Source organism: Agromyces sp. GXQ0307, assembly GCF_044769845.1.
GTDB lineage: Bacteria > Actinomycetota > Actinomycetes > Actinomycetales > Microbacteriaceae > Agromyces.
The window spans coordinates 247,577-260,571 of the sequence record NZ_JBIZVY010000003.1 but is presented as its reverse complement, the minus strand read 5'-3'; the positions used below and the strand labels follow the sequence as shown (position 1 = coordinate 260,571).

Here is a 12,995-nt window from a genome sequence, read left to right as displayed (position 1 = left end):
CATGGCGCGCATGGACCGCCGGACGCGCGTGCTCGTCATCGCGATCGTCGTCGCGTTCATCGCGTTCCTCGACGGCGCGGTCATCAACATCGCGCTGCCGGCGATCGAGGCCGACCTCGGTGGCGGCCTGACGCTCCAGCAATGGGCAGTCGACGCCTACCTGCTCACGCTCGGCTCGCTGATCTTGCTCGCCGGGTCGCTCTCCGACTCGTTCGGTCGACTCCGCATCCTGCGCATCGGACTCCTCGGCTTCGGCCTCACCTCGATCGCGTGCGCGATCGCGCTCGACGGCGCCGTGCTGGTCGTGGCACGTGCGTTCCAGGGCGCGGCCGGAGCGCTCCTCGTGCCGAGTTCGCTCGCACTGATCATCGCGAACTTCCCCCAGGCCGACCAGGGGCGCGCGATCGGGCGGTGGACCGCGTGGACCACGAGCGCCTTCCTCATCGGGCCGATCCTCGGCGGCGCCTTCGTCGATCTCGTGTCATGGCGGCTCGTGTTCGCGATCAACGTGCTGCCCATCGCCGTGGCGCTCGTCATGCTCCATCCGCTCGGCCGCGACGAACCCCAGCCCGACCGCGCCCCGGTGGATTGGCTGGGCGCCGCGCTGGGCGTCGTCGGCCTCGGCGGCACGGTGTTCGCGCTCATCGAGCAGGGCCGGCTCGGGTGGGCCGATCCGCTCGTCTTCGTCCCGGCGGTCGTCGGCGTCGTCTCGCTCGTCGCCTTCGTGCTGTGGGAGCGTCGGGCGCCGACGCCGATGCTGCCCCTGTCGCTGTTCCGCGCGCGCAACTTCGCCGCGGGCAACCTCGCGACCTGGTTCATCTACGCCGCGTTCATGCTCGGACTCTTCGCCCTTCCGATCTTCCTCCAGGAGGTCGGCGGGTTCCCCGCGACGCTCGCCGGCCTCGCGACGCTCCCGCCGACCGCCATGCTCGTCATCCTGGGCTCGTGGTTCGGCACGCTCGGCGGGAGGTTCGGGCCCCGCCTCTTCATGACCGTCGGGCCGATGGTGGTCGGGGTGGGGTACCTGCTCACGCTGCTGGTCGACGTGCCGGTCGAGTACTGGTGGCAGGTGTTCCCGGGCATGCTCGTCGTCGGCCTCGGCATGGCGATGACCGTCGCACCGCTCACCGCGGCGATCCTCGGCGCCGTCGACCCGTCGCGTGCCGGCATCGGGTCGGCGGTGAACAACGCGGTCGCCCGCATCGCGGGTCTCGTCTCCGTCGCATCGATCGGCGTGATCGTCGCCGGCGAGCTCGACGTCGCCGGCTATCACCGTGTCGCGATGGTCACCGCCGTGCTCCTCCTCGTCGGCGGCGTCGTGTCCTGGATCGGCATCCGGAACACGAGCCCGCCGGGTCAGCCCAGCACGTCGGCCGATGCCGCGAGCCCGGAGGGGCGGCCGAGGTCCTGAGCGTCGGCCGCGGCGTCGAGCGCGGCCATGAGGTCGGCCGTCAGGTCGTCGACGTGCTCGAGTCCGATCGAGAGCCGCACGACCCCGGCGTCGGGCTTGGCGTGCGCAGCGACGGGTCGGTGGGTGAGCGACGCGGGGTGCTGCACGAGCGAATCGACGCCGCCGAGCGAGACCGCGTGCGTCACGAGCCGGCACGCCTCGGTGAACCGGCAGGCCGCGTCGAAGCCGCCGACGAGCTCGATCGCGATGATCGAGCCGGGCCCGGCGAGCTGCCGCCCGATGAGCCCCTGCGGGTCCTGTCCGGGCAGTCCGGGGTAACGGACCCGCGCCACGGCGGGGTGCGCCTCGAGGCGTCGTGCGAGCTCGCCGGCGGTCTCCTGCTGCGCGCGCACCCGAACGGGCAGGGTGCGGATGCCCCGGTGGAGCAGGTACGCACCCATCGGGTGCAGCAGGCCGCCGGTCAGGGCGCGTACGCGGCGCAGGCGCTCGACCCACTCCATCGGGCCGGCGACGACGCCGCCCATCGCGTCGCCGTGTCCGCCGAGGTACTTGGTCGCGCTGTGGAGCACGAGTGTCGCGCCGTGCTCGAGCGGACGCTGGAGCACCGGCGTCGCGAAGGTGTTGTCGACGAGGAGCGGCACGCTCCCCGCGGCATCCGCCACCCGTCGGAGGTCGAGCAGCTCGAGCGTCGGGTTCGCGGGCGTCTCGACGATGACGAGCCCCGTGTCGGGACGGATGGCGGCGGCGATGCCGTCGACCTCGGTCCAGGTGACGCTCGTGCCGAGCAGTCCGCTCTCGAGGACGTGGTCGCTGCCACCGTAGAGCGGTCGGACCGCGACGACGTGGGGTGTACCGGCCGTGGTCGCGGCGATGAGGGTCGCCGCGAGGGCCGCCATGCCGCTCGCGAAGGCGACCGAGCCCTCGGCGCCCTCGAGGTCGGCGAGCGCGGTCTCGAACCGGGCCACTCCGGGGTGCCAGAGCCGCTGGTAGACGGCGGAGCGCCCCTCGGTCAGGCACCCGCCCGTCGCGAGTTCCTCGTAGGACATTCCGCCGTTCTCGACGTCGCCGAGCGGGTTCGTCGTGGAAAGATCGATCGTGGGAACGTGGGAGCCCTGCTCGCGCACCCCCTCCATTCCAGCGTGGACGGCACGGGTCTCGAGATTCGACGACGGTGTCAGCATGCGAGCAGATTACAGAATCTGTCACCATTTCGGGTGCCTTGCGAAGATGCTTGCGATTCATGAAGAATATTTGCAGAAGCTTCACTCACGACCGGGAGGAACTCGACCATGGCGCAGAAAGCGGAACTCGACCGGGTCGACCGGGCCCTGCTCACGGCGCTGTCGAAGAACGCGCGGGCCTCGGGTGCCGCGCTCGCCGCCGAGGTGGGCGTCGCCGAGTCCACCGTCTCGCTCCGACTTCGTCGGCTGCAGAGCCTCGGCACCGTCCGCGGGTACCGCGTCGACGTCGACCTCGCCTCCCTCGGGGTCTCGCTGCAGGCGCTCATCGCCATCCGGCTCGTCAAGCACGACCGGAGTGAGATCGACGCCTTCCGGAACGCGGTGCCGCACCTGCCCGGAGTGATCGGCGTGTTCCACATGGCCGGCGCCGAGGACTACCTGCTCCACGTCGCGGCGCGCGACGCCGAGGAGCTGCGCGAGTTCGTCCTCGCCCACCTCACCGGGCACCCGGCCGTCGCCCACACCGAGACGAACCTCATCTTCGAGCACGCCGAGGGTGACGGCTGGCAGAAGCTCGTCGGTTGAGCGGCCTCGGCGCCGTGCGGACGCGCCGACACGGCGTGGGGGCGGGGCGCGGCACCGGACCCCCGCGCCCGGTTCGGCACTCCGAAATGCTGCCAATCCGGTCCCCGGGCGCGACGCCGCGGCATCCGCCCCACTAGCCTTTCGCAGGGCCCGGCCGGGTCCGACACACGCGATGTCGCGGGCGCTCCCCGCTGCCGACGCACCGCGGATCGGCGCCCACGACCCGATGGAGCCGACATCATGACCGACGACGCAGGCCGCGCGCCCCGACCCGCACCCCGCGGCACGGCGGCCGAACGCGACCGCTGGCGCAGGTACCTCGCCGACGAACGGGCCGAGGCCGCCGTCTACCGCGAACTCGCCGCGCGCCGGGAGGGCGAGGAGCGCGAGATCCTCCTCGCGCTCGCCGCCGCCGAGGGCCGCCACGAGGCGCACTGGCTGCGCCTGCTCGACGGCGACGACACGGGCATCCCGCGAGCGGACATCCGCACCCGGATGCTCGGCGCACTCGCCCGACGGTTCGGCTCGATCTTCGTGCTCGCGCTCGCCCAGCGCGCGGAGGCCCGTTCGCCGTACTCGACCGACCCGCACGCGACCGCGGCGATGGCCGCCGACGAACGCATCCACGGCGAAGTCGTCCGCGGACTGGCGGCGCGCGGACGGCGCCGACTCGCCGGCACCTTCCGCGCCGCCGTCTTCGGCGCGAACGACGGCCTCGTGTCGAACCTCGCGCTCGTGCTCGGCATCGGCGCCACGGGCGTGCCCGCGCCGGTCGTGCTGTTCACCGGCATCGCGGGCCTCCTCGCCGGTGCCCTGTCGATGGGTGCGGGGGAGTACGTGTCGGTCCGCTCGCAGCGCGAGCTCCTCGAGGCATCCGCGCCCGACCCCGGCGCGCGCGACGCGCTCGGCGACCTCGATCTCGACGCCAACGAGCTCGCGCTCGTCTACCGGGCCAGGGGGATGGCACCGGACGATGCGGTCGACCAGGCCGCGCTGGTGCTCGCTCGCGTGCAGGCCGCCGAGCGTCAGTCCGCCCCGACCGACGCCATCGGCACGCTGGAGCACGACGACGAGGCCGTCGGCACCGGAATGAGCGCCGCGATCTCGAGCTTCCTGTTCTTCGCGTCGGGCGCGCTGATCCCGGTGCTGCCGTGGCTGTTCGGGATGTCCGGACTCGCCGCGACCGTCACGGCCACGGCACTCGTGAGCATCGCACTGCTGCTGACCGGAGCGACCGTCGGCCTGCTCTCGGGTGCATCGCCGATGAAGCGGGCGCTCCGACAACTCGGCATCGGCCTCGGTGCGGCGGCGGTCACCTACGCGCTCGGTCTCGCGTTCGGCACGACGATCGGATAGTCACCTCAGTCGGCCGGTGCCGTCACGAAGTCGATCAGCTCCTCGACGCGCCCCAGCAGCGCGGGCTCGAGGTCGCCGTACCCTCGCACCTGCCCGAGGATGCGCTGCCACGCACGGGCGATGTCGGCCTGATCGTCGTGCGGCCAGCCGAACGCCGCGCACACCCCGTGCTTCCACGACGTGCCGCGCGGGATCACCGGCCACGCGTCGCGCCCGATCCGAGCGGGCTTCACGCCCTGCCAGATGTCGATGAACGGATGGCCGACCACGAGTACGTGACCCCGGTGGCGACCACGCATGACGGACTCGGCGATGCGCTGCTCCTTCGACCCCGCGACGAGGTGATCGACGAGCACGCCCACACGGCGACCCGGTCCCGGCCCGAACTCGTCGAGGATCGCCGCCAGGTCGTCGACGCCCTCGAGATACTCGACGACGACGCCCTCGACGCGAAGGTCGGCGCCCCAGATCCTCTCGACCAGCTCGGCGTCGTGACGACCCTCGACGAAGATCCGGCTCGGCAGCGCGACCTTCGCCGGGCGCCCGGGTTCGACGGCGAACGAGCCCGACGCCGTGCGCGTGCGCCCCTGCGGCGCGACCGCCTTCGGCGCGACGAGCCGCACCGGTTCGCCCTCGACGAGGAACCCGTGGCCAAGCGGGAACATGCGGGTTCGCCCGTGGCGGTCCTCGAGCGTCACGGTCTGCTTCTCGACCGCGACCACGGCGCCGCAGTAGCCGTCGGCCGCGAGCTCGACGACGAGGTCCCTGGTCGCCGGCACCTCGGGGATCGTGCGGCGCCCTTCGGCGCGCCAGTCGCCGGCGAGGACGTCCTGGCCGTAGCGGTCGGGTCCGAATCGATCGTTCGAGGCGGTGGGCACCGGATGAGATTAACGGATGCGCGGGCATCGCGGCGGGCGACACGAGCGGCTTCCGCGGGCCGATCACCTCGCCGCCGCGTGCGCACGGAACGCGAGTGCTGAGGTCCATGCCGCGCCCGCCCAGGCGATCGCCGCCGCCACGGCGAACGCCCACGGGATGCCCAGGGGCGCCGCGACGAATCCGAGCAGGATCGGCCCGATGCCCAGCCCGAGATCGATCGCCGCGCTGCCCGTTCCGGACGCGATGCCGCGCTCCGAGGGGGATGCCGTCGCGAAGATCGCCGAGAAGAAGGCGGGCGTGCTGAAGGCGACGCCGACGGCCATCACGACGGTCGCCACGACGAACCCGGCCGGTTGCCGCCACACGGCGGCGATGACGGCGCCGACCCCGATGGCCGAGACGGCGGCGGCGCCGAGCACGAGGGATGGGACTCGGTCGGGCACCCTGGCGAACGCGAGCCGGCACACCACGACCGTCCCCCCGTAGATCAGCAGGATCAGGCTCGGCGTCTGGAACCCGATGCGGGTCGCGTGCAGGGAGGCGAAGGCGAGGAGCCCGCCCATCGCGATGAGCGAGGTCAGGAACCCGAGCGATGCGGGAACGGCGGGCCGGTGGATGATGCGCAGCGGCCCGCCCGTGGGCGGCGCGGCCGTGCGCGTCTCGCCGACGACCAGCACGACGGTCGCGGCGACGGCGGCCATCACGGCCGCACCCACCCAGACGGCGGTGTACCCGCCCGCGTCGAAGACGACCTCGCCGATCGGCGGGCCGAGTGCGAGTCCGAGGTAGAGCCCGAGCGAGTTGTACGACAGCGCCTCGCCCATGCGCTCGGGCGGCGCGATGTCGGCGAGCGCGGCGAAGCTCGCCACGAAGAACGCCGCCTCGGCGACGCCCGCGAGCAGGCGCAGGCCGATGACGACGACGAGCGAGTCGGCGACGGCCGTGAGCGCGAAGGTCGTTGCCAGGAGCAGCGCGCCGCCGACGAGGAGCGGGCGACGACCGAACCGGTCGGCGAGCCGCCCCGCGATGGGACGCAGCACCAGAGCGGACACCGCGAACGCACCGAACGCGATGCCGGCGGCCGCCTCGTCTCCGCCGATCGGGCCGACGACGTACAGCGGCAGCGCGAAGATCGCCATGCCGTGCGCGGTGAAGTAGGCGAGGTCGGCGACCGCGAGGGCGACGAACGCCGTCGTGATGAGCGGTGCACGCGACGGCCGGGCCACGGGTCGGACCCCGTCAGCCGGTCGCCGCGGCGATGCGCACGGCCATGCTCCAGCGTATCGCCGCCGGTCGTGGGCGCGCATGGCGCCGGTCAGCGGAAGTCGCGCGACCGGTTCGTCGTCGACACCGTGAGCGGCTCGAACCGGTCGGCGACGAGGTTCACGACCCCCTCCCGCGAGCGCTCGAGGATGCCGCGCACGACCATCGCCGGCGCCTCCCGGGCGATGCGGCGGTACCTGGTCCAGACGCCGACGCTCGCGATCACGTTGAGCGTGCCGGACTCGTCCTCCAGGTTCATGAACGTGATGCCGCTCGCGGTCGCCGGCCGCTGCCGGTGCGTGACGACGCCCCCCACCTCGATGCGGCGTCCCGACTCGGCTTCGCGCAACAGGTCGATCCGCACGACGCCGCGCGCATCCAGCCGCTCCCGCACGTGCCGGATCGGGTGGTCGTCGGGCGAGATGCCCGTCGCCCACAGGTCGTACACCACCTGCTCGGCGTCGTTCAGCATCGGCAGCAGGGGCGGCTGCACCACGACGATCGCTCCCGGGAGGTAGTCCGCGCGGTCCTGCGCGGCCTCGCCCGCGAGCCAGAGCGCCTGCCTCGGCTGCAGCTCGAAGCACTCGAACGCACCGGCCGCGGCCAGCGCCTCGAGCTGCGTCGCATCGAGGTCGGCGCGCCGCGACAGGTCGGCCATGTCACGGTACGGCCCGTGCTCGTCGCGCTCGGCGACGATCCGCTCGGCGACCTTCGCGCCGATCGAGGTCACGTCGGCGAGGCCCAGCCGCACCGCGAACGCGCCGTCGCGCCGGTGCTCGGCCGAGCGGTCGGGCGCCCCGCGATCGAACGACTCGACGGGCGGCTGCAGCCGGTCGGCACAGGCGGGCATTCCGGTGGGGCGACGGATGCCGCGGCGCGAGCCCGCGGCATCCGTCGTCGCCTGCCCGATCTCGGCCTCACCGGCGGGACCGACCGACTCGAGCCCCGCGTGCACGCCCGACCGCGCGAGGTCGGGCCGGAGCAGCTCGACGCCGTGCCGGCGTGCGTCGGCCGTGAGCGTGTGCGGCGAGTAGAAGCCCATGGGCTGCGCGCGCAGCAGCGCCGCGAGGAACGCTGCGGGGTAGTGCAGCTTCAGCCACGAGCTCGCGTAGACGAGCAGCCCGAAGCTGATCGCGTGGCTCTCGGCGAAGCCGAAGTTCGCGAACGCCTCGATCTTCTCGTAGATCGCGTCGGCCACGTCGGGCTCGATGCCGTTCCGCTCCATGCCCGCATAGAGCTTCGCGCGCAGCTTCTCGATCTTCTCGACGCCGCGCTTGGAGCCCATCGCGCGGCGCAGCAGGTCGGCGTCGGCCGCGTCGCAGTCGCCGACGGCGACGGCCATCTGCATGAGCTGCTCCTGGAAGAGCGGCACCCCGAGCGTGCGGCGCAGCACGGGCTCGAGCTTCGGGTGCAGGTAGCTCACCTGCTCTTCGCCCGTGCGGCGCCGGATGTACGGGTGGACCGCGCCGCCCTGCACCGGCCCGGGGCGGATGAGTGCGATCTCGACGACGAGGTCGTAGAAGCAGCGCGGCTGCAGGCGGGGGAGCGTGCCCATCTGCGCGCGCGACTCGACCTGGAACACCCCGATCGAGTCGGCTCGGCAGAGCATGTCGTAGACCGCGGGCTCCTCCTTCGGGATGGTCGCGAGCTCCCACTCCTCGCCCGTGTGCTCGCGCATGAGGTCGAACGTGTACTGCAGCGCCGCGAGCATGCCGAGGCCGAGCAGGTCGAACTTCACGAGGCCCATCCACGCGCAGTCGTCCTTGTCCCACTGCAGCACGGTCCGGTTCTCCATCCGCGCGTGCTCGATCGGGCACACCTCGCCGACGGGCCGGTCGGTGAGCACCATGCCGCCCGAGTGGATGCCGAGGTGCCGCGGGAAGGTCAACAGCTGCTCGGCGAGCTCGATCACGGAGTCGGGGATGTCGTGGTCGTCGGTCTCGACGACCGAGCCCCAGCGCTCGACCTGGCGCGACCAGGCATCCTGCTGGCCCGTCGAGTAGCCGAGCGCCTTCGCCATGTCGCGCACCGCGCCCTTCGGCCGGTAGCTGATCACGTTCGCGACCTGCGCGGCGTTGTGCCGCCCGTACTTGCCGTAGACGTACTGGATGATCTCCTCGCGCCGGTCGGAGTCGAAGTCGACGTCGATGTCGGGCTCCTCGTCGCGCAGCGCCGACAGGAACCGCTCGAACGGCAGCTCGTAGTAGATCGAATCGACCCCGGTGATGTCGAGCACGTAGCAGACCGCCGAATTGGCCGCCGAGCCCCGACCCTGGCAGAGGATGCCGCGGCGGCGCGCCTCCTGCACGAGGTCGTGCACGATGAGGAAGTACCCGGGGAAGTCCTTCTGCTCGATCACGTCGAGCTCCTTCGCGAGCCGCTCGCGCACGTGTTCGGGCACGCCGGGGTAGCGTCGCTCGGCGCCTCGCCACGTGAGCTCGCGGAGCCACGACATGGGCGTGCGTCCCTCCGGGACCTCCTGCCGCGGCAGCTTCGGGCGCGCGCTCCGCAGCCGGAACGACAGGTCGCGCGCGAGCGTCACCGAGTGCTCGACGGCGCCCGGGTAGCGATCGAACCTGGCGAGCATCTCGGCGCCCGATCGCAGGTGCAGGCCGTCGGTGGCCGGCAACCACCCGTCGAGCTCGTCGAGGCTGCGCCGCGCCCTGACCGCCGCGAGCGCCGTGGCGAGCCGGTGCTCGCCGGGCGTCGCGTAGTGCACGGCGTTCGTCGCGAGCACCGGCAGGTGCGCGCGGGTGGCGAGTTCGGCGAGTGCGTCGTTGCGCACCTGGTCCATGGGGTCGCCGTGGTCGGTGAGTTCGACGACCACGTGGTCGCGCCCGAACAGCGCGACGAGCCGGTCGAGCTCGCGCCACGCGGCATCCGCCCTGCCCTCGCCCGCGAGCGCCCGGCGCACCGCGCCCTTGCGGCACCCCGTCGAGACCACCCAGTGGCCGTCGGCACGCGCCGCGAGGTCGTCGAGGTCGTACACCGGTCGGCCCTTCTCGCCGCCCGCGAGCTGGCCCGCCGTGATCGCCGACGCGAGCCGGTGGTAGCCCTCCTCGCGTGCCGCGAGCACGAGCAGGTGATCGCCCTCGGGATCGGCCGCGCCCATCTGCGGCTCGGTGAGGCCGAACGAGAGCTCTGCGCCGTACACGGTCTCGAGCTCGGGGTACGCCTCGGCGGCCTCGGCGAAGCGCACGATGCCGTAGAAGCCGTCGTGGTCGGTGATCGCGAGCCCGGTGAGCCCGAGCCGATGGGCCTCCTCGACGAGCCGCTCGGGACCCGACGCGCCGTCGAGGAAGCTGAACGTCGAGTGCGCGTGCAGCTCGGCGTACGGCACGACCGGGCCGGCCGGTCGTGCGTCCTCCTCCTCGGGCGGGCGGTACGGATGCCGCTTCCGGCTCCAGGCGGGACTGTCGCCGCCGTCGCCGGACACCTTCGTGCGTGGGGTCGCCGCGGCATCCGGGCGCTGCCGGTCGGAGAGCCGTCGCTCGAGTTCGGACCACGGGATCTCGGGGTTGTTCCAGCCCATCAGTCGTACCTCGCCTCGGCCCACCAGCCCTCGGCGTCGCGCACGAGCAGCCACGCGCAACCGTCGTGGTCGACCACCTGGAACCGGTGCACCCGGCGGGCGCGTTCCGCATCCCACCAGCGCTCGACCACCGGCCACGGCCCCGCCCAGGCGCGTACCGGCGCTGCGCGGCCGCCACCGACGGCCAACGAGACCGGCGCTGAGGAGATCGCCCCGCGTGCGTCGACCGCCACGGGTGCCGCCTCGGCGTCGACGAGCACCACCGGCAGCCGCTCGCGGAACACGCTCGCCGGCGCGAGTGCGGGCAGGCTCCCCGGCCAGGGCGCCTCGGCCGCGACGCGCTCGGGGGCCCGGTCGCCCCACGGCACGAGCACCTGGCGGTCGGCGAGCATGCGACCGCCCCCGATCGCCGCCGTGACCACGCCCTCGTGCCCGAGCATGCTCTGCACCCGCGTGAGCCCGTGGTGCACGCGCTCGTCGGGCCCACCGCCCCAGAGCCCCTCCTCGTGGTTGCCGGTCGAGTCGACCCGCTCGGGCACGATCCGCAGGCGGACGATCGCGGCCTCGAGGCCCGCATCGACGGCGCCCGAGCCCTGCAACTGCCAGCGCACGCGGTCGACCACGTCGGCGGGTGTGAACCAGTGCGGGTGCAGCCAGCTCCGGCTCGAGTGGCCGCCGCGGTCGTCGTCGAGCTCGACGCGGATGCCGGTGCAGACGAGCCGCACGGCTCGCATCCGCTCGATGAACTCCTCGGCCCGCACGCGGAACGCGAACGCGAGCTGGTCGACGCGTTCGAGGGGCGGCTCGAAGTGCTGCTCCACCTCGAAGTCGGGCGGGGGAGTGCGCGGCGCCACACGCGACCGCTCGCGCCCCGCCCCCCGGTCGTGCGCGAACGCGCCGGCCGCGCCGAAGCGCCGCCGCACGTCCTCCTCGGGGAGGGCGGCGAACTCGCCGAGCGTGCGGACGCCCAGCCGATGCAGCAGCGTCGTCGTGCGCGCGTCGGCCACGAGCGAGACCGGCAGCGGCGCCAGGAACCGCGCCGATTCGCCGACGGGGACCGCGAGCATCGGATCCGCGGCCCGCGCCGCCTGCTCGGCGGCGAACGGCCCATCGGCGACGCCCACGCGCGCACCCGTGATGCCGAGTCCCGCCGCCGCCTCGAGCAGCGCCCGCGCCGCGGCATCCTCACCGCCGTAGTACCTGACGGGGCCCCGCGCCCGCATCGCCAGCGTGCCGGGCCGCAGCACCTGCACGCCCGGGACGATCGCCTCGACGCCGCGCACGACCGGCTCGAACGCGCGGTGGTCGAGCGCGGCGTCGTACTCCAGCACCGCGAGCGCGGTCGAACGGTACTGCGCCTCGCGGAGCCGCAGCCCCCGCGTCACGCCGTCGCGACGAGCGGCCGGTGAGCACGAGTGCACGAGCCCCTTCTCGGTGAGGGCGACGGGCAGCGCGGGGTCGATGCCGCGCTCGCGGCACGCGGCGAGCACCGGCCAGTCGGGGCACCAGAGCACGATGGTGCGCACGGCCGCGCTCACGAGGCCCTCGCGGCGAGGTCGGGTCGGTGCCGGGGCAGATCGGGGGCGGATGCCGCGGCCGGGACCTCCGCGTCGACCCGACCGGGCGCGCCCGCACCCTCGCTCGCGCCGACCGCCCGGATCGCTGGCGGTGCCCCTGCCACGGGCGCCCTGATCGGGGCCGGTGCGACGACCGTGTCGTCGACCGCGGCGAATCCGAGGTCGCCGGCGGGCAGCCGCAGGCGCCGCCGGGCGCCCCGCCCGACCTCGCCGCGCCCGGTGACCCGCACGACGACCTCGCGCTCGGCGAGGTGCCCGTGCCCGCGGTGGAGCCCGGTCCAGTCGCTCCGCTCGAGTTCGAGGCGGGCGTCGCTGCCCGGCCAGTCCCCGTCGACGAGGAGCAGGGTGCCACGTTGGCGGAGCCGTGCGGCGAACCGCGACGTCTCGGCCGGGGCGAGCCGCCCGACCGGGCGCACCGCGACCACGGGGATCACGTCGGCGAGCGCCGCCGCGACCGTCAGCCACTGCGTGCCGGGGTCGGGCACGAGCACGAGCCGCTCCAGGTCGATGCCGAACCGCGCCGCCGCCTCGACGCCGAACTCGGGGATGCCGGAGACCGCGACCCAGCGGCCGCTCTGCGACGGCCCGGCGAGCGCGGCCATGAGCAGCGTGATCGACCCCTCGACCTGCACGACCGCGCCCTCGCGGAGCGCACCGCCGGGCAGCACGCTCGCGAGCGCCGGGTGCGTGGGGACGGCGCGCGAGTCGAGCCTCGTCGCCTGCATGCCGCGGATGCGCGCCTGCAGTTCCTCGACCCGCTCGAGCTGGGCCGCAGCGGACGCCGGGGCGGCCGGCGCGGGTCGGGGAGCGGTCATCGTCACCCCTCAATGTTCGAACACATGTTCGAATGAGGCAAGTCGCGGATGCCACGCGTCCACGCCCCCGACCGGAGGTCGCCGCCCGCGCGCCCCCCGGCCCCTCGTCCCCGCCTCCCCGCCTCCCCGTCGCACGGCCGAGCACCTTTCTCAGGAACCAGGCGCCGAGCGCACCGCTTCTCAGGAAGACACGCCGTCGAGAACGGCGACGCGCCGAAAAACTCCTGAGAAAGGCGAACGCCCGACCGCGACGCGGGTTAAACGCGAGAAGGCCGGATCCGAAGATCCGGCCTTCTCGACAACGCGTGCGCGAGGGGGGACTTGAACCCCCACGCCCGTTAGGGCACTAGCACCTCAAGCTAGCGCGTCTGCCATTTCCGCCACCCGCGCGTTGTC

General features: G+C 73.6%; 9 protein-coding genes and 1 tRNA gene. 3 read left to right on the top strand and 7 right to left on the bottom strand.

Annotated features, from left to right (window positions below; all coding sequences use genetic code 11):
* The first annotated feature begins 10 nt into the window (after positions 1–10).
* Complete coding sequence (locus tag ACIQH8_RS11250; protein WP_400998514.1) at positions 11–1,411, top strand: MFS transporter; 1,401 nt, start codon at positions 11–13, stop codon at positions 1,409–1,411.
* On the opposite strand, the gene ACIQH8_RS11245 is transcribed toward ACIQH8_RS11250, so the two are convergent.
* Positions 1,357–2,592, bottom strand: coding sequence for a trans-sulfuration enzyme family protein (locus ACIQH8_RS11245; protein ID WP_400998511.1), 1,236 nt, complete (start codon positions 2,590–2,592; stop codon positions 1,357–1,359). The genes ACIQH8_RS11250 and ACIQH8_RS11245 overlap by 55 nt on opposite strands.
* A gap of 108 nt (positions 2,593–2,700) precedes the next feature.
* Here ACIQH8_RS11245 and ACIQH8_RS11240 point away from each other — a divergent pair, with 108 nt between their 5' ends.
* Both ACIQH8_RS11240 and ACIQH8_RS11235 read left to right on the top strand, forming a co-directional pair.
* Positions 2,701–3,177, top strand: coding sequence for an Lrp/AsnC family transcriptional regulator (locus tag ACIQH8_RS11240; protein ID WP_400998508.1), 477 nt, complete (start codon positions 2,701–2,703; stop codon positions 3,175–3,177).
* Positions 3,178–3,417: 240 nt separating this feature from the next.
* Positions 3,418–4,533: a VIT1/CCC1 family protein gene (locus tag ACIQH8_RS11235; RefSeq protein ID WP_400998505.1), complete on the top strand. Its 1,116-nt coding sequence runs from the start codon at positions 3,418–3,420 to the stop codon at positions 4,531–4,533.
* A 5-nt stretch (positions 4,534–4,538) separates the two neighbouring features.
* Here the strand turns inward: ACIQH8_RS11235 and ACIQH8_RS11230 are convergent, their stop codons facing one another.
* The 6 genes from ACIQH8_RS11230 to ACIQH8_RS11205 form a co-directional block, all read right to left on the bottom strand.
* A complete protein-coding gene (locus ACIQH8_RS11230) occupies positions 4,539–5,411 on the bottom strand; it encodes a DUF3097 domain-containing protein (RefSeq protein WP_400998503.1) in 873 nt (290 codons plus the stop codon).
* Between the two features lie 63 nt (positions 5,412–5,474).
* A complete protein-coding gene (locus ACIQH8_RS11225; protein ID WP_400998501.1) occupies positions 5,475–6,638 on the bottom strand; it encodes an MFS transporter in 1,164 nt (387 codons plus the stop codon).
* Between the two features lie 89 nt (positions 6,639–6,727).
* Positions 6,728–10,207: an error-prone DNA polymerase gene (locus ACIQH8_RS11220; RefSeq protein WP_400998498.1), complete on the bottom strand. Its 3,480-nt coding sequence runs from the start codon at positions 10,205–10,207 to the stop codon at positions 6,728–6,730.
* Positions 10,207–11,745 carry a DNA polymerase Y family protein gene (locus ACIQH8_RS11215; RefSeq protein ID WP_400998496.1) on the bottom strand — a complete coding sequence of 513 codons (1,539 nt, stop codon included), beginning with the start codon at positions 11,743–11,745 and terminating at the stop codon, positions 10,207–10,209. Before ACIQH8_RS11215 ends, ACIQH8_RS11220 begins: the two co-directional genes overlap by 1 nt.
* Complete coding sequence (locus tag ACIQH8_RS11210) at positions 11,742–12,599, bottom strand: hypothetical protein (protein ID WP_400998493.1); 858 nt, start codon at positions 12,597–12,599, stop codon at positions 11,742–11,744. Before ACIQH8_RS11210 ends, ACIQH8_RS11215 begins: the two co-directional genes overlap by 4 nt.
* 306 nt (positions 12,600–12,905) lie before the next feature.
* Positions 12,906–12,989: transfer RNA gene (locus ACIQH8_RS11205), tRNA-Leu, on the bottom strand.
* Positions 12,990–12,995: the final 6 nt, after the last annotated feature.

Excerpts from the sequence above, each read along its gene's own strand:
- ACIQH8_RS11250 (WP_400998514.1), top strand. The coding sequence starts at position 11 with ATGGACCGCCGGACGCGCGTGCTCGTCATCGCGATCGTCGTCGCGTTC.
- ACIQH8_RS11245 (WP_400998511.1), bottom strand. The coding sequence starts at position 2,592 with ATGCTGACACCGTCGTCGAATCTCGAGACCCGTGCCGTCCACGCTGGA.
- ACIQH8_RS11240 (WP_400998508.1), top strand. The coding sequence starts at position 2,701 with ATGGCGCAGAAAGCGGAACTCGACCGGGTCGACCGGGCCCTGCTCACG.
- ACIQH8_RS11235 (WP_400998505.1), top strand. The coding sequence starts at position 3,418 with ATGACCGACGACGCAGGCCGCGCGCCCCGACCCGCACCCCGCGGCACG.
- ACIQH8_RS11220 (WP_400998498.1), bottom strand. The coding sequence starts at position 10,207 with ATGGGCTGGAACAACCCCGAGATCCCGTGGTCCGAACTCGAGCGACGG.
- ACIQH8_RS11210 (WP_400998493.1), bottom strand. The coding sequence starts at position 12,599 with ATGACCGCTCCCCGACCCGCGCCGGCCGCCCCGGCGTCCGCTGCGGCC.